15 protein-coding genes are annotated in these 15292 nt (G+C 64.1%); 10 read left to right on the plus strand and 5 right to left on the minus strand.

The genetic code is table 11. The features are described from left to right. Nucleotide 1 precedes the first annotated feature (1 nt). Nucleotides 2–763: an SDR family NAD(P)-dependent oxidoreductase gene (locus BRPE64_RS21595; protein ID WP_016346979.1), complete on the minus strand. Its 762-nt coding sequence runs from the start codon at nucleotides 761–763 to the stop codon at nucleotides 2–4. A gap of 122 nt (nucleotides 764–885) precedes the next feature. Then, nucleotides 886–2280 carry an MFS transporter gene (locus BRPE64_RS21600; protein ID WP_016346981.1) on the minus strand — a complete coding sequence of 465 codons (1395 nt, stop codon included), beginning with the start codon at nucleotides 2278–2280 and terminating at the stop codon, nucleotides 886–888. A gap of 271 nt (nucleotides 2281–2551) precedes the next feature. Here BRPE64_RS21600 and BRPE64_RS21605 point away from each other — a divergent pair, with 271 nt between their 5' ends. The 5 genes from BRPE64_RS21605 to BRPE64_RS31965 all read left to right on the plus strand — a co-directional run bounded on the left by BRPE64_RS21605 (nucleotide 2552) and on the right by BRPE64_RS31965 (nucleotide 7899). Further along, the gene (locus BRPE64_RS21605) at nucleotides 2552–3412 is read left to right on the plus strand and encodes an HpcH/HpaI aldolase/citrate lyase family protein (RefSeq protein ID WP_016346982.1); all 861 of its coding nucleotides are present in this window, start codon (nucleotides 2552–2554) and stop codon (nucleotides 3410–3412) included. Further along, nucleotides 3409–4836: an MFS transporter gene (locus BRPE64_RS21610; RefSeq protein WP_016346983.1), complete on the plus strand. Its 1428-nt coding sequence runs from the start codon at nucleotides 3409–3411 to the stop codon at nucleotides 4834–4836. The genes BRPE64_RS21605 and BRPE64_RS21610 overlap by 4 nt, the downstream gene beginning before the upstream one ends. A gap of 11 nt (nucleotides 4837–4847) precedes the next feature. Next, nucleotides 4848–5765 (plus strand): HpcH/HpaI aldolase/citrate lyase family protein, encoded by a 918-nt coding sequence (locus BRPE64_RS21615; RefSeq protein ID WP_016346984.1) that lies wholly within the window; start codon nucleotides 4848–4850, stop codon nucleotides 5763–5765. A gap of 31 nt (nucleotides 5766–5796) precedes the next feature. Next, nucleotides 5797–7041 (plus strand): CaiB/BaiF CoA transferase family protein, encoded by a 1245-nt coding sequence (locus tag BRPE64_RS21620; RefSeq protein ID WP_016346985.1) that lies wholly within the window; start codon nucleotides 5797–5799, stop codon nucleotides 7039–7041. Nucleotides 7042–7131: 90 nt separating this feature from the next. Beyond that, a complete protein-coding gene (locus tag BRPE64_RS31965; protein ID WP_160167942.1) occupies nucleotides 7132–7899 on the plus strand; it encodes a GntR family transcriptional regulator in 768 nt (255 codons plus the stop codon). Here BRPE64_RS31965 and BRPE64_RS21630 read toward each other — a convergent pair whose 3' ends face one another. Beyond that, nucleotides 7900–8862, minus strand: coding sequence for a LysR family transcriptional regulator (locus BRPE64_RS21630; RefSeq protein WP_016346987.1), 963 nt, complete (start codon nucleotides 8860–8862; stop codon nucleotides 7900–7902). A gap of 126 nt (nucleotides 8863–8988) precedes the next feature. Between BRPE64_RS21630 and BRPE64_RS21635 the strand changes: the two genes are divergently transcribed. The 5 genes from BRPE64_RS21635 (at nucleotide 8989) to BRPE64_RS21655 (ending at nucleotide 13618) form a co-directional block, all read left to right on the plus strand. After that, nucleotides 8989–10350, plus strand: coding sequence for an acyclic terpene utilization AtuA family protein (locus BRPE64_RS21635; protein WP_016346988.1), 1362 nt, complete (start codon nucleotides 8989–8991; stop codon nucleotides 10348–10350). 2 nt (nucleotides 10351–10352) lie between these two features. After that, nucleotides 10353–10700, plus strand: a complete 348-nt coding sequence (locus tag BRPE64_RS21640) for a DUF4387 domain-containing protein (RefSeq protein WP_016346989.1) — start codon at nucleotides 10353–10355, stop codon at nucleotides 10698–10700. Nucleotides 10701–10761: 61 nt separating this feature from the next. Then, complete coding sequence (locus BRPE64_RS21645) at nucleotides 10762–12129, plus strand: MFS transporter (protein ID WP_016346990.1); 1368 nt, start codon at nucleotides 10762–10764, stop codon at nucleotides 12127–12129. Beyond that, nucleotides 12126–13025, plus strand: a complete 900-nt coding sequence (locus BRPE64_RS21650; protein WP_016346991.1) for an MBL fold metallo-hydrolase — start codon at nucleotides 12126–12128, stop codon at nucleotides 13023–13025. Before BRPE64_RS21645 ends, BRPE64_RS21650 begins: the two co-directional genes overlap by 4 nt. Next, nucleotides 13022–13618 (plus strand): nitroreductase family protein, encoded by a 597-nt coding sequence (locus BRPE64_RS21655; protein WP_016346992.1) that lies wholly within the window; start codon nucleotides 13022–13024, stop codon nucleotides 13616–13618. Before BRPE64_RS21650 ends, BRPE64_RS21655 begins: the two co-directional genes overlap by 4 nt. Before the next feature lie 52 nt (nucleotides 13619–13670). Here the strand turns inward: BRPE64_RS21655 and BRPE64_RS21660 are convergent, their stop codons facing one another. Both BRPE64_RS21660 and BRPE64_RS21665 read right to left on the minus strand, forming a co-directional pair. Continuing rightward, nucleotides 13671–14135: a 6,7-dimethyl-8-ribityllumazine synthase gene (locus BRPE64_RS21660; protein ID WP_016346993.1), complete on the minus strand. Its 465-nt coding sequence runs from the start codon at nucleotides 14133–14135 to the stop codon at nucleotides 13671–13673. After that, nucleotides 14132–15292 carry an iron-containing alcohol dehydrogenase gene (locus BRPE64_RS21665; RefSeq protein WP_016346994.1) on the minus strand — a complete coding sequence of 387 codons (1161 nt, stop codon included), beginning with the start codon at nucleotides 15290–15292 and terminating at the stop codon, nucleotides 14132–14134. The genes BRPE64_RS21660 and BRPE64_RS21665 overlap by 4 nt, the downstream gene beginning before the upstream one ends.

A 15292-nucleotide genomic window follows, 5' to 3' on the forward strand; every position in this document is an offset into this window, starting at 1 on the left:
GTCATGCCGCCGTCCAGCCGCCGTCGAGCATGAGCGCGCTGCCGGTCACGAGCGTCGATGCGTCGCTCGCAAGAAACACGATCGCGCCCATCACTTCCTCGACGCGGCCCACGCGGCCCAGCGCGATGCGCTCGCTCACCCATTCGCGAAAGCCCGGCGCGTCGAACATGCTCGCCGTGAACGCGGTCTCGATGAAGGTCGGACAGACCGTGTTCACGCGAATGCCGTGCGGGCCGAGTTCCCAGGCGAGCGCCTTCGTCATGCCTTCGATCGCGTGTTTCGATGCGCAATACACGCTGCGCTTCGGGCTGCCGACGTGCCCCATCTGCGAGGACACGTTGATGATCGAGCCGCCTGCATTCGCGCGCAGCATGCCTTTCGCGACTGCGCGCGACACGTGAAAGACCGACTTCACGTTGAGATCGATGATTGCGTCGATGTCGTCGTCGGTTACTTCGACGAGCGGCTTCGGGCGATTCATCCCCGCGCAGTTCACGAGGATGTCGCAGGGTCCGTGTTCGTCGAGCGTTGCGCGCACGGCGGCGGCGTCGGTCACATCGAGCGCGATATAGCGGCTCTTGCCGCCTGCTTCGTCGATGAGGCGCGACGCGTGCGCGAGTTCATCGACGGAGCGCGCAACGAGCGTCACGCACGCGCCTGCCTCGGCAAGGGCCGCGGCCGCCGCGAGACCGATGCCGCGCCCGCCGCCGGTGATCAACGCGGTCTTGCCTTGCAGGGAAAAGCTGGGCGTCCGTGGCAGCATGCACGCTCCGGTAGTGATTGATTGTGATCGTTGCGTTCGACTGGAACGCGCGCCGCAAGCGTAACCAGACGCGTCCCGCGCTGCTCGCATACCTGTTATGCAAACGGCGCGAACGTCTACGCTCATGCGGGTGAATCGGTGAGCGCATCGCGGTGCATCGTGTCTTCGGTTTTGGCTCGCGCGGCTTCGCCCCGCACGAACGTCGCGGCGGGCAGAGACAGAATCAGCACACCGGTACACAGCAACACGAATCCCAGCGCATAGGTGCCGTTGGTGATGCTGCCGGTCATTTGCTTGACGATGCTCGTGATCCACGAGCCCGCGATGCCGGACAGACTGCCGAAGGAGTTGATCATCGCGAAGCCGGCGGCGGCCGCCGTGCCCGACAGCAAGCTGCCCGGGTAAGTCCAGACGATCGGCGTGAGCCCGAGCACACCCGATGCCGCGATACACAGGCAAACGATAGCCACAGGCACGTTGTGCGCGAAGACCGCGCTCAGGATCAGCCCCGCGCCGCCCGCGAACGCGGGAATCGCGGCGTGCCAGCGGCGCTCGCCGGTCTTGCTCGAATGCCACGCATTGAAGAGCATGGTCGCCGCGGCGAAGACGAACGGAATGGCCGTGAGCACGCCGATATGGAACGTGTCCTTCACGCCCGATTCGCGCACGATCGACGGCAGCCAGAACGACAGGCCATACCAGCCGGTCGCATACGTGAAGATGATGCCCGCGCAAATCCACACGCGATAGTCGCGCAGCGCCGCGCCGAAGTGATACTCCTTGTGCGCGTTCTCGCTGACGACGTTCTTTTCGAGCAGACGCTTCTCCGCATCGGTGAGCCAGCGCGCATGCCCGATCTTGTCGGCGAGACCGAAGTAGACGAGAAACGCGAGCGCCATCGCCGGAATGCCTTCGATCATGAGCATCCATTGCCAGCCGCTATAGCCGAGCCAGCCGTGCGATTGCTGCATCAGCCAGCCCGAGAGCGGTCCGCCGAAGATGAGACTCGTCGGCAACGCGAGCAGCAGGCCGAACGTCACCTTGGTCTGACGATCGGAAGGAAACCAGTAATTGATGTAGAGCAGCATGCCGGGATAGAAGCCCGCTTCGCAACATCCGAGCAAGAGCCGCAGGATATAGAACATCGTCGCGTTCCCGACGCCGAACAGCCGCGCGAGTTCGGCCGTGAACATCGTGCCGGCCGAGATGAGTCCCCACGTGAGCATGATGCGCGCGATCCAGCGCCGCGCGCCGACACGATGCAGCACGATGTTGCTCGGAATTTCGAGCGCGATATAGCCGACGAAAAACATGCTTGCGCCGAGCGCGAACGCCGAATCGCCGATATGCAGATCGCCCAGCATCTGCAACTTCGCAAAGCCGATGTTCACGCGATCCAGAAACGAAAAGAGATGACACAGGAACAGGATCGGCGCGATGCGCCATAACAGCTTCCGGTAAAGCGCTTCTTCATTGACGGGTTGCGCTGCGCCGCCGCGGCTCGCGTCGATACTCATGGGTGTCTCCTCCGAGTGATGTCGGTTGTATCGGAGAAGCGTATTGAGTGCGCGCGGCGGGCGCTTGAATACCTGTTATGCAGAGTCCGCATATCGATGCGCGGGCGGCACGTGCACAAAAAATTCGGCGCGTTTACCCCTATCGTCCGACTGTCGACAGTTTGACAGAATGAATTAAAGACTCACCGGCAATGCTCCGGCGGGCTTCTTCAGGAGACGATCGAATGCCACTTTGCGAGCGATTTCTTGCCACGCCAGGTCGGAGGCCGCGATGACGCGCGCGCCGTTCCGCCGCTCGATGCTGATCACGCCCGCGCATCGGCCCGAACGCATGGCGGGGGCGATGAAGCTCGCCGTCGATTCCTTCGTCTTCGATCTGGAAGACGGCGTGCCGCCCGCGCGCCGCGATGAAGCGCGCGCCCATCTCGCGCAGCTCATGCCGTCGCTCGATTTCGGCGGACGCGAGCGCGTCGTGCGCATCAACGCGGTCGGCACGGCGGATTGCGAGCGCGATCTCGGCGCCATTCCGCTCGCGTCCTGCGACGCGCTGCTCGTGCCGAAAGTCGAATCGGCGGAGCAACTGCGCTGGCTCGACGAAGCGCTTGCCGCGGCGCCCGCGCTCAAGCTCATCGTCACGCTGGAGACGCCGCGCGGCGTGCTGAATGCGCTCGCCATCGGCGATGCTTCAGCGCGCGTTGGCGCGTTCTTCTTCGGCTCCGGCGACTACACGATGCAAACCGGCGCCGAGATCACGCCGACCGCCTTGCTGTGGGCGCGTTCGACGATCGTCGCGGCGGCGGGCGCCGTCGGCTGCGACGCCATCGACGCGCCGTATCTGCACGGTCTGCGCGATCCGCACGGCACGCACGAAGACGCGTTGCGCGCGAAAGAACTCGGCTTCACCGGCAAGGTCGTGTTTCATCCCGCGCAGGTCGATGCGGTCAATCGCGCGTTCACGCCGACCGATACGCAGACCGCGCGGGCGCAACGCATCGTCGATGCGTTCGAGGCGGTGAAGGCGAGCGGCGAGGGCACGGCGATCGTCGACGGTGAATTCGTCGCGATCGATCTCGTTCCGCGCATGCAGCGCGTGCTCGATCTGGCGGCTTACGCAAAAGGGAGAACGTCATGAAGCAGGCAACGCTGTCATCGTTCGACGACGCGGACGTGCGCGCAGTGGCCGAAGCGCGGAGTTCGGCGCTGAACATCGCCGGGCGGCTCGAACGGCTGCCGCTCACGCGCTTCCACTGGGTGCTGTTCGCGATTTTGGGCGTCGCGATGTTCTTCGACGGCTACGATCTCACCGTGACCGGCTTCGTGATTCCGGCGCTGCACAAGCACGGCTGGCTCACGCCCGCGACCACGGCGACGTTCATCTCGGTGCCGTTGGTCGCAGCCGCGTTCGGCTCCATCGCGGCAGGCCTGCTCGGCGATCGGATCGGACGGCGCCGGCTCTTTCAGGCGACGGTGCTCGCCTACAGTCTGTCGAGCGTCGGCTGCGGACTCGCGACGAGCTACGGCATGCTGCTCACGTTCCGCACGATCAACCTCTTCGCGATCGGCACGGTCACCGTGACGGGCTACGCGTATCTCAACGAGTTCACGCCGAAGCGCTATCGCGGGCGCTTTCAATCCGCGGTCGCGCTGCTGCTCAACGGCGGCCTGCCGTTCGGTGCGTTGATGGCGCGGCTCATCGTGCCGAACACGGATGTCGAAGTCGGCTGGCGCATTCTGTTTCTGCTTTCGGTCATTCCCGCGTTGCTCGTGTTCGCGAACAAGCGCCTCATGCCCGAATCGCCGCGCTGGCTTGCATCGGTCGGGCGCGACGAAGAAGCTGCGCGCGTGCTCGACTCGATCGAAGCGACCATCGTCCGTCAGGGCCGGCCATTGCCCGATGCGGAACACACACGCGAACCGGCGCGCCATCTCGGCTGGGACGCGCTGTTCTCGCCCGTCGTGCGCGGCCGTTTCGCGCTCGCCATCGTGTTCAACATCTGCCATCTGACGGGACTCTTCGTGCTGATCAGCTGGCTGCCGACGCTCTTCGTCTCGCGCGGCCTCACGCTCGGCAACACCTTCACGTTCGCCGCCGTCAGTTTCATGGGCGGCTTTCTCGGGCCGTTGCTCGGCATCGTGCTCGCGGACCGCATCGAGCGGCGCTGGGCGCTCGTCGTGGCTGCGCTGATCGCGGCGGGCGCGGGCGTCGCGTATGCAGGGCAGACCACGCCGCTCGGTTTGATGGCCACGGGCCTGATTCTCGTCACGGCGATTTTCTTCATCTCGTCGGTCGGCTTCGCGACGTATATCCCCGAAATCCTGCCGACCGGCGTGCGCTTGCGCGGGCTCGGCACGGCCGCGCTGATCGGGCGGCTCGCGTCCGCCGTGACGCCGTTCGCCGTCGCCGCCGCGCTGCTCACGCTGAAGAACCCGCTCTACGTCGTGTCGTCGGTGGGTGTCGCGTATGTCGTCATGGCGCTGCTGCTCGCCGCGCTCGGTCCGAACGTGCGTGGCAGGACGCTCGAAAGTCTCGAATCCGGACTCGGATCAAAACCCTGAAGGAGCTGTCGATGGCGTTGTCCCGCACATTTCTGTTCGTTCCCGGCAATCACGCGCGGCGCGTCGAAAAGGCGCTCACCGCCAATGTCGATGCGGCCATCCTCGATCTCGAAGACGCCGTCGCCGCGAGCGAAAAGGTCGCGGCGCGCGCGCAGGTCGTCGAGGCGCTGCAACGTTCGCATCGCGCGCGTGCTCATGTGCGGGGTTATGTGCGTATCAATGCGCTCGATACCGACTACGCATTCGGCGACTTGCAGGCGGTGATCGCGCGCGGCGTCGAGGGCATCGTGCTGCCGAAACTCGAATCGGTCGAGCAGTTGCATCTCGCCGACTGGCTGATCGCGCAACTCGAACGCGAGCGCGGCCTCGACGCGAATTCCGTCGAACTGATGCCGATCATCGAGACGGGCGCGGGCTTCGCCGTCATCGATTCGCTCTGCGCGGCTGCCGCGCAACGCGTGCCGCGCCTGAAGCGCTTCGCGTTCGGCGCAGGCGACTTTTGTCTCGACATGAACCTCGTCTGGAGCGACGACGAACTCGAACTGCACGCGTATCGCAGCGCGCTCGTGCTGGCATCGCGCGCGGCCCGGCTCGAAGCGCCGGTCGATACCGTCTGGATACGCCTCGACGACGCCGACGGTCTCGCGCGCTCCGCCGTGCGCGCGCGCGGCATGGGCTTTCAGGGCAAGTTGTGCATTCATCCCGCGCAGTGCGACACGGTCAACCGCGCGTTCTCGCCGAGCGATGCGGACATCGGCCATGCACGCGCCGTCGTGGAGGCGTTTGCGCGCGCGGAGGCGGACGGCGTTGCGTCGATCCAGCTCGATGGCGCGTTCATCGATTACCCGGTCGCCTATCGCGCGCAACGCGTACTCGACTTCGCCGCGCAGATCGCGGCGCGGGCCGATGCGCGTGCAAACGCGTCCTGACCTGTTAGACCATTTGAACCGGAGAAACCGAATGACTGCTTCATCGTCCGCATCTTCATCGTCTGCAACACCCGCGCGCAATGTGCGCCCGCTCGACGGCATCCGCGTGATCGACGTATCGAGCTTCCTGGCGGGCCCGTTCTGCTCGACGCAACTGGGCGAGTTCGGCGCGGAAGTCATCAAGGCGGAACTGCCCGAGGTGGGCGATGCGCTGCGCCGTTTCGGCTCGATGACGGACGCAGGCGTGACGCTGCCGTGGCTCTCTGAATGCCGCAACAAGAAGTCGATCACGCTCGATCTGCGCAAGCCGGGCGGCGCGGCGCTGCTGAAGAAACTCGTCGCCGATGCGGATATCCTCGTCGAAAATTTTCAGCCGGGCACGCTGGAGAAATGGGGGCTCGGCTGGGACGTGCTGCACGAAGTGAATCCGCGGCTCATCATGGTGCGCATTTCGGGCTTCGGGCAGACCGGGCCGTATCGAGATCGTCCGGGCTTCGGGCGCATCGGCAACGCGTTCGGCGGCCTGTCGTTTCTTGCGGGCTATCCGGACCGGCCGCCGGTCACGCCCGGCTCCGCGACCATTCCCGATTACATGGCGGGCCTCTACGGCGCGCTCGGCGCACTGCTCGCGATCCAGGCGCGCGAGCGAACGGGCGAAGGCCAGTTCGTCGATATCGGTTTATACGAGCCGATCTTCCGCATCCTCGATGAACTCGCGCCTTCGTATCAGCAGAGCGGTTTCGTGCGTCAGCGCATGGGGCCGGGCACGGTGAACGTCGTGCCGCATAGCCACTATCCGACCAAAGACGGCCGCTGGATCGCGATTGCCTGCACGAGCGACAAAATCTTCGCGCGTCTGGCCGAAGCGATGGGCACGCCCGAGGTCGCGGGCACGGGCAAGTGGGGGCACATCTCGGCGCGCGAGCGCGAGCGCGCGGAGGTCGATCGCATCGTCGGCGAATGGACTGCGCAGTTCACGCGTGACGACGTGCTCGCGCGCTGCGAGCAGTTTCAGGTGCCGTGCGGCCCGGTGTACGGCGTCGACGAAATCTTCGAGGACCCGCAATACGCGGCGCGCGAGAACATCAAGTACATGCAGGACGCGCGCATCGGCGAGCTGGCGATACCGAATGTCGTGCCGCGTCTGTCGGCGACGCCGGGCGGCATCGACTGGCTCGGACCGGAACTCGGCGAGCACAACGACGAAGTGTTTCGCGGCCTGCTCGGCCTCGATACGGAGCAGCTCGCCACGCTCAGGGAAGAAGGGGCCATCTGATATGATGCCGCTTCATTTCGCGGCGGCCCTCGCATGTTGACTACCGAGCCGCGCGCCGCGCCCCAGGTCTTCTCAGCACGGCGCAATGCCATGAGCGCACACGATCAGAATTGGGACCTGCCGCAGCAACAGTCGTTGCCGCAACTCGTTGAAGCCCGCATCGTCAGCGCGATCCGGGCGGGCGATCTCAAGGCGGGCGAGCGCATCGTCGAAACGCAACTCGCCAAGCGTCTCAGCGTGAGCCGCGGGCCGCTGCGCGAAGCGCTGAAATCGCTCGAAGCGAACGGACTCGTTTTCACCATCCGCGGCAAGGGCACCTACGTCGCCGAAGTATCGCACGACGATTTCCTGCGCATGACCGGCATCCGCGCGGTGCTCGAAGGATTCGCCGCGCGGCTCGTGGCGGCGCGTTGCCGTCATGAGCCCGATGTCGTCGCGCAACTCGAACGCTCGCTCGCCGATCTCGAACGCGCCGAAGCGAATCGCGACGCCGCCGTGCTGCGCGATGTCGACTGGCAATTCCACGAACTCGTCTGCACGCTCGCCGACAACGACCTGCTGCACACGACGTGGCATTCCATCAGCTCGCTCGTGCGGCTCTATCAACAGGGCAACGCGAACTACGAGAAGCGCAGCGGCAGCGTCGTGCATCATCATCACGAATTCGTCGAGGCGCTGAAGTCGGGCGATCCGGATTTCGCCGAGCAGACCTTTCGCAGCATCATCACCGATACGACGTTTCGCTCGCTCGAACAGCCGGTGCCCGAAGCCATGACGTCGATGACCGTGCCGCCTAAGCCACCTAAGGCATCTAAGCCGCCTCATCCGCCGAAGAAGCGACGCGCCTCCGCCAAATAATCAGCCTTGCCCGCCGTGCAGCGTCGCGGCGAAATTCGTGCGCAGATGATCGAGAAAGAGCGCCGAAGCCAGGTTCAGCTCTGCTTTCGCGCGCACCAGAATGCCGAAATTGCGCGACAGGTCGATGTCGCGCACGTTCAGCGTGGCGCGCGATTCGAGCGAATAACGCTGGGCCATGTAGCGCGGCAGAAAGGTCGCGCCGAGGCCGGCATCCACGAGTCCGAGCACGGTGCCGACATTGGTCGCGTGCTGGATCGTCGAGAGCGATAAACCGCGCTTCGCCAGTTCCGCCGACAGCCGCGTTTGCAGCAACGCATAGCGGTCGAGCAGCATCAGCGGCAGATCGGCGAGTTGTTCCAGCGAGATGTCGCTCGCACCGGCAAGTGGATGCGCCTTCGGCAGCACGACGAGCATCGGCTCGCGCGCGAGCGGCTCGAACGCCACCTTGTCCGAATCGCCGTCGAACGCGCTGACGGCGAAATCCGCCTGTCCCGACTCGATGGACGCAAGCACGTTTTCATATTGCAGATCGCGGACGTGAATCTGCATCACCGGATATTCACGGCGAAACGACCGGATGAGTTGTGGCAGAACGACGGCGGCGAGCATCGGCGTGGTCGCGATCACGGTGCGCAATCGCGACGATGCCGCGCGCGCTTGAAAATCCGCCAGCAGTTCGCGCAAGCCCTGCAGCGCGAGCTTCGCGCGGCCCGCGAGTTCTTCGCCGTCGCGCGTGGGCATGACGCGCCGCGTCGTGCGCTCGACGAGTTTCGTCTTCAGCATGGATTCGAGCCGCTGCACGCGATTGGTCACGGAAGGCTGCGAAACGTGCATCTTTCTGGCAGCCGCGCTGAAGCTGCCGAGTTCCACCACCGCGAGAAAGGTCTCCAACTCGACGAGATCGAAACGCAGGTTGATCGCGTCGATGCCTTCGTCTGACGTAAAACGCTCGTCGCGGGACATGCCGGTTGTCCTCCTGCCGTCTGATTTATAACGCTATCTTATAAATCGATATTCTAATGCGAATAGAGTTTCGCGAGCCCGTTCCCGATAATTTCCTGAACACACAGGTTCGAGAACGGAGACTTCATGAAGGATGAAATCAGGATCCTGACGCCCAACGGCATACTGGGCTATGGCATTCCGGCGGCCGACTTCTGGCGCGGCATCGAGCGGCAACCCGACGCGATGATCGTCGATGGCGGTTCCACCGATCCCGGCCCTTATCTGCTCGGCTTGCCGAAGACGCTGGTGACGCGCGAGGCGTATCTGCGCGATCTGTCGCTGATGCTGGAGGCGTGCGCCACGCGCAAGATTCCCATCTACATCAGTTCGGCGGGCGGACCGGGCATACGCGAGCACGTCAATTTCATGGTCGATGTGATCGCCGAGATCGCGCAACGCGAAGGCTATCGCTTCAAGGTCGCGAAGATCTATTCGGATGTCGATCCCTCGTATGTGCGCGATGCCATGGGCGAAGGCCGCATCACGCCGTGCGCGTCCGCGCCGGAGTTGCAGGTGTCGGATGTGGGCGCGTCGTCGCATATCGTCGCGCAGATGGGCGCGGAACCATTCGCCAAGGCACTGCGCGAGCATCCGGATCTCGACATCATCGTGGCGGGCCGCGCGTACGATCCGGCGCCGTTTGCCGGACTGTGCATGCTGCACGGCATCGATCCGGGCATCTACTGGCACATGGGCAAGATCGTCGAGTGCGGCGCGAATTGTGCCGAGCCGAAAGGCAAGGTGATTCTCGCGACCATCCGCCGCGACAGCTTCGATCTCGAACCCATGAACCCGCACGAGCGTTGCACGCCTGCATCGGTCGCGGCGCATACGCTCTATGAGAAGACGCGTCCCGATCTCCTGACCGGTCCGGGCGGCGTGCTCGATCTGCGCGAAGCGACCTACGAGCAGATCACCGATCGCGCAGTGCGCGTGCGCGGCAGCCGCTTCATCCCCGCCGACGACTACACGGTGAAACTCGAAGGCGCGGGCGTGGTGGGTATGCGCACGATCTTTATCGGCGGCATTCGCGATCCGATTCTGATCGGCCAGATCGACGACTTCCTCGAACGCATCAGGCAGCAGGCGCACGAGACGTATCCCGAACTGCGCTCGGGTGACGCAATGCTGCACTTCCACGTCTACGGCAAGAACGGCGTGATGGGCAGCTTCGAGCCGCTCGCGGACACGGTGCCGCATGAAATCGGTCTGCTGGGTGAGGTGACCGCGGCGAATCAGGAGCTGGCGAATGCGATTTGCAGCAGCGTGCGCATCGATGTGTTGCACACGCCGTATGCGGGTCAGGTGGCGACGGCGGGTAACTTTGCGATTCCGCTCAATCCGCCGGAGAACCCGATCGGCGCGGTGTGCAAGTTCACGATCTATCACGTGATGAAGATCGACTCGGCCGAGTCGCTGTTTCCGATTCATATCGTGGAGGTCTGAACATGAGCGCAACGCAAACACCATCGCAAACGAAGACCTTGCGCGATCTGGCCAAGGTCGTGCGCAGCAAGAATTCCGGCCCGTTCGAAATCACCTTCGACGTCATCTTCGACGACGTGCCGCTGTACGAACGCGTGAAGGCAAGCGGCGTGCTGACCGAAGCCCTGATCTGCAAGCTTTATAACGTGAAGAACGAAGACATCGTCACGCTGATGTTTTTCGATCCGGCGCGCGCGTTCAAGCTCACGCTCAAACGCTCGTGGGCGCAAGGCAGCGTCGGCGAGCGCGACACGTTCGGCGCGCAGCAGCATGCGCCGCTGCTGACGGTCGAAATACCCGGCGTTCAGTAACGGCAGCACCCATGCGAACCTGAAATCCAGGCATGGCAAATAAGAAAGACGGAGGAGACAAATGGTCAACGCAGTCAGTGCTTCGGATATCCGGCGCGTGTCGTTCGCGAGCGCAATAGGCGCGACGCTCGAGTGGTACGACTTTTTCATTTTCGGATCGGCGGCGGCGCTGGTCTTCAACAAGCTGTTCTTCCCTGCGTTCGATCCGGTCGCGGGCACGATCGCGTCGCTTGCGAGCTTCGCGATCGGCTTCATCGCGCGGCCGGTGGGCGGCATCGTGTTCGGACATTACGGCGACCGCATCGGCCGTAAGGCGATGCTCGTGCTGAGCCTCGTGATGATGGGCGGCGTCACGTTCCTGATCGGCCTCTTGCCGACGTATCAGAGCATCGGACTCGGCGCGCCGATCCTCCTCACGACGCTGCGCTTTCTGCAAGGCTTCGCGGTGGGCGGCGAGTGGGGCGGCGCGACGCTGATGGTGATCGAGCATTCGCCCGCGAAAAAGCGCGGCTTCTACGGCGCGTGGCCGCAGATGGGCATCTCCGCCGCGCTGATTCTCTCGACCGGCGTGATGGCGCTCACCAGCGCGTACACCACGCCCGAGCAGTTCGCGGCATGGGGCTGGCGCGTGCCGTTTCTGCTTTCGGGCGTGCTCGTCGTGGTGGGCATCGTGATTCGCCGGCGCGTGTCGGAATCGCCCAGCTTCCAGAAGCTGCAGCGCACGCACACCGCGGAGAAGATGCCGATTGCGACCGTACTCGCTACGCACAAGAAGCGCACGCTGCAGATCGTAGCGGCGCAGGCGGCCGAGAATTCGAGCTTCTTCGTGATCTCGGTCTATGCGCTCGTCTATCTGACGCAAAACCTGCACATGGAGCGGCCGCTCGCCATCCGTGCATTGATGATCGCGTCGTTCTTCATGCTGTTGTCGCAACCGTTCTTCGGCGCGCTGTCGGACCGCATCGGTCGCAAGAAGGTCTATATGGGCGGGATGATCTTTCTCGGCGCGTTCATCTTTCCGTTCTTCAAGATGCTCGATACCGGCAGCTATCCGGTGATCGTCACTGCGATGACGCTCGCCATGACGATCGGCCTCGGCAGCACGCTGTCCGCGCAGCCCGCGTTGATCAGCGAGCAGTATCCGGCGGCTATCCGTTATAGCGGTGTATCGGTGGCGTATCAGCTCGCGACGGTGATCTGGAGCGGCCCGACGCCGATTCTCGCCGCGCTCTTCGTGATGTGGGCGGGCGGCTACTGGCTGCTGGCCGCGTACATCATTCTTGCGGCGGTGATCTCCGTGCTCGGTATCATGCCGTTGCGCGAGGCGGCCGGCGTCGAGTTGTCGGCGCTCGAAGAGAGCACGGGCCGCGAGCCGCGCATGGAACGTCAGTCCATCGCAGCAGGTTTGTCGGGAGAACAGGCATCGTGATTCGATTCAGGATTGGCAACGTAACGGCGACGCTCGTTCAGGAAACGGTCGACACGTCCTTCGAGTTTCTGACGTTCTTTCCGCTCGCGACGGCCCAGGCGGTGGACGAGAATCTTTCGTGGATGGCGCCCGGTCATTACGATCCCGCCACCGGACGCATGTTGCTCAGCATGCACTCGTGGCTGCTGGATACGGGCCGCCACAAGATTCTGATCGACGGCTGCGTCGGTAACGACAAGGAGCGTCCCGGCCGCCCCGACTGGTGCAATCTGCAGACGCCGTATCTCGACCGTCTCGCGGCGGCGGGCGCGACGCCCGAGCAGATCGACTACGTGCTCTGCACGCATCTGCATGCGGACCATGTCGGCTGGAATACGCGGCTCGTCGGCGATCGCTGGGTGCCGACCTTTCCCAACGCGAAGTACGTGTTCTCGAAGATCGAGAACGATTACTGGGCGGCGCGTTATGCGGCGGATGCGAAGGGGCATCACATCCTCGGCTATAAGGACAGCGTGTTGCCGGTGATCGAAGCGGGCCAGGCGCTGATCGTCGACGAGTATGCGGAGATCGCCGGCTGTCTGTCGCTCGAACCCGCACCGGGCCACACGCCGGGGCACGTCGCGATCTGGCTGAAGTCGAACGATGCGCACGCCGTGATGACCGGCGACATCCTGCATCATCCGATTCAGGTGAAGTATCCGCAATGGAGCTGTTTCGGCTGCATCGACCAGAAGCAATCCGCCGAGACGCGTCTCAGGATTCTGGAGCAGACCTGCGAGCGTCGCGCGCTATTGTTGCCCGGACACTTCATGGCGCCGCATGCGGGTTATGTCGATGAAAAGCCCGGCGGCTTCGCTTTCCGGCATCCCGAGTTCGATCAGGGACGCAAGTCATGACGCATCGTCCTGCTTCGACCGACGTCGAGATTCATCCGTTGATCGCCGGGCGCTGGAGTCCGCGCGCGTATGCGGACCGACCTGTCGCGCATGCGCAGGTGCTCGCGATGCTCGAAGCGGCGCGCTGGGCGCCGTCGGCGTTCAATGCGCAGCCGTGGCGCTTCGTCGTGTTCGAGAAGACAGTCGATGCAACTGCGTTCGAGCGCGCGTTCGGCACGCTCATATCGTTCAATCGATCGTGGAATGTTCATGCGCAGGTGTTGATCGCCGTGCTCGCGGATACGCTCACGTCGAAAGGCGCGGTGAACCCGGGCGCCTGCTACGACACCGGCGCTGCCGCGATGGCGCTGCTATTGCAGGCGCATGCGCAAGGTCTCGCCGCGCACGCGATGAGCGGCCTCGATGCCGACGCATTCCGCGCAGCCTTCGCGATTCCCGCGCGTTACGAAGTACAGAGCATGATTTCGGTCGCGCATCATGGCGATGCGCAGACGCTTCCCGCCGCGCTCGCGGAGCGCGAGCATGCGCCGCGTGCGCGCTTGCCGATGGAACGGATCGCGCACTTCGGCGCATGGCCTGAATCGGATCGATAAGAAGAAGCAGGAAGCAGCAAGCAGCATCCCGCATCGCGCGGGATGCCTTCGTTCACGCAATCATCGCAACGCGCTGCAAGGTCTCCACACACGCGTTCGCCACTTCGCGTCCCTTCACGTTCATGTGATCATGAAAGAAGCGCATGTGCTCGTCGCCCGCATGAAAATGATGCGGCGTGAGCACGGCGGAAAACACCGGCGTGAGCGTGTCGAGTTGCACGCGCATCAGTCCGTCGATGACGGCGTGCGCCACGAACTCATGCCGATAAATCCCGCCATCGACCACAAGTCCCGCCGCGACGATCGCATCATAGCCGCGCCGCGCGAGCAGCTTCGCGTGCAACGGCAATTCGAACGCGCCGGGCACTTCGAAGCATTCGACCATGCTCGCATCGATACCCCGTTCGACGACGCGTTCAACAAACGCCACGCGACACCGGTCCACGATGTCGCGATGCCAGCACGACTGCACGAAGGCAATGCGCATCGGCCCGGCCGGTTGCGAAAGCGCGTTCATAGCGCGGCCTTGTAGATATCGAGCGCGGCCGCCTCCGTCATCTCGCGCGGATTGTTGATGAGCAGACGTTGCTGCTTCATCGCGTCGGCGGCGAGCATCGGCAGATGCGAATCTTCGACGCCCACTTCGCGCAGCGTGCGCGGAATGCCGGTTTCGTCCACGAGCGTCTGCATCGTCTGGATGAAGGCTTCGGTCTTCGTTTCGATGCTCGCATCGGCGGCGACGCACTGAAGCGTATCGGCGAGTTCCGCATACAACGGCGCGGCAGCGGACGCGTTGAAGCGCAGCACATGCATCAGCACGAGCGCGTTCGACAAACCATGCGGCACATGAAAATGCCCGCCGAGCGGATAGGCGAGCGCATGCACCGCCGCAACCGGCGCATTCGAAAACGCCTGGCCCGCAAGCGTCGCGCCGAGCAGCATCGCTTCGCGTGCAGCGCGATTACGGCCATCGCGGCAAGCGGTCAACAGATTCGCGTAGAGCAAACGTAGCGATTCCTTCGCGAGCATGTCGGACAACGGATTCTTCAGACGCGCCGAGGTGTACGCCTCGATCGCATGCACCATTGCGTCGATGCCGGTCGCGGCGGTCGCTTGCGGCGGCAGGCCGAGCGTGAGTTCGGCGTCGAGCAGCGCGATGTCGGGATAGAGGATCGGCGAGACGACGCCGCTCTTCGTGGTCGCGCCCGTCGTCACGATGGAAATGGCCGTGACTTCGGAGCCCGTGCCCGCGGTCGTCGGCATCAGCACGAGCGGTAGACGCGGACCTTCGACATGGCCGACGCCATACATCGTGTCGAGCGGCTGATTCGATGCACACAGCACGGCGATGAGCTTCGCGACATCCATCGACGAGCCGCCGCCGAGGCCCAGCACGATCTGCGCGCCGCTCGCCCTGGCACGCGCCGCGGCGTCGAGCACGACGTGATCGGGCGGATCGGCGACCACGTCGTCGATCACGGTGACCTGCCAGCCTTGCGTGGCGAGATTGTCGAGCGCCGGACCGATCAGCCCGCTTTCATGCAGGAAGCGATCGGTGACGAGCACGAGACGGCGTTCGTCGCGATAACGCTCGCGCAACAACGTGCCGAGACGCCGCGCGCTGCCGTAATCGACGACGAGCGAAGGAACCGTGGTGAAACTGAAAGCGTTCAT

It is taken from the genome of Caballeronia insecticola, assembly GCF_000402035.1.
Classification (GTDB): Bacteria; Pseudomonadota; Gammaproteobacteria; order Burkholderiales; family Burkholderiaceae; genus Caballeronia; species Caballeronia insecticola.

Excerpts from the sequence above, each read along its gene's own strand:
- BRPE64_RS21595 (WP_016346979.1), bottom strand. The coding sequence starts at position 763 with ATGCTGCCACGGACGCCCAGCTTTTCCCTGCAAGGCAAGACCGCGTTG.
- BRPE64_RS21600 (WP_016346981.1), bottom strand. The coding sequence starts at position 2,280 with ATGAGTATCGACGCGAGCCGCGGCGGCGCAGCGCAACCCGTCAATGAA.
- BRPE64_RS21605 (WP_016346982.1), top strand. The coding sequence starts at position 2,552 with ATGACGCGCGCGCCGTTCCGCCGCTCGATGCTGATCACGCCCGCGCAT.
- BRPE64_RS21610 (WP_016346983.1), top strand. The coding sequence starts at position 3,409 with ATGAAGCAGGCAACGCTGTCATCGTTCGACGACGCGGACGTGCGCGCA.
- BRPE64_RS21615 (WP_016346984.1), top strand. The coding sequence starts at position 4,848 with ATGGCGTTGTCCCGCACATTTCTGTTCGTTCCCGGCAATCACGCGCGG.
- BRPE64_RS21620 (WP_016346985.1), top strand. The coding sequence starts at position 5,797 with ATGACTGCTTCATCGTCCGCATCTTCATCGTCTGCAACACCCGCGCGC.
- BRPE64_RS31965 (WP_160167942.1), top strand. The coding sequence starts at position 7,132 with ATGAGCGCACACGATCAGAATTGGGACCTGCCGCAGCAACAGTCGTTG.
- BRPE64_RS21630 (WP_016346987.1), bottom strand. The coding sequence starts at position 8,862 with ATGTCCCGCGACGAGCGTTTTACGTCAGACGAAGGCATCGACGCGATC.
- BRPE64_RS21635 (WP_016346988.1), top strand. The coding sequence starts at position 8,989 with ATGAAGGATGAAATCAGGATCCTGACGCCCAACGGCATACTGGGCTAT.
- BRPE64_RS21640 (WP_016346989.1), top strand. The coding sequence starts at position 10,353 with ATGAGCGCAACGCAAACACCATCGCAAACGAAGACCTTGCGCGATCTG.
- BRPE64_RS21645 (WP_016346990.1), top strand. The coding sequence starts at position 10,762 with ATGGTCAACGCAGTCAGTGCTTCGGATATCCGGCGCGTGTCGTTCGCG.
- BRPE64_RS21655 (WP_016346992.1), top strand. The coding sequence starts at position 13,022 with ATGACGCATCGTCCTGCTTCGACCGACGTCGAGATTCATCCGTTGATC.
- BRPE64_RS21660 (WP_016346993.1), bottom strand. The coding sequence starts at position 14,135 with ATGAACGCGCTTTCGCAACCGGCCGGGCCGATGCGCATTGCCTTCGTG.
- BRPE64_RS21665 (WP_016346994.1), bottom strand. The coding sequence starts at position 15,292 with ATGAACGCTTTCAGTTTCACCACGGTTCCTTCGCTCGTCGTCGATTAC.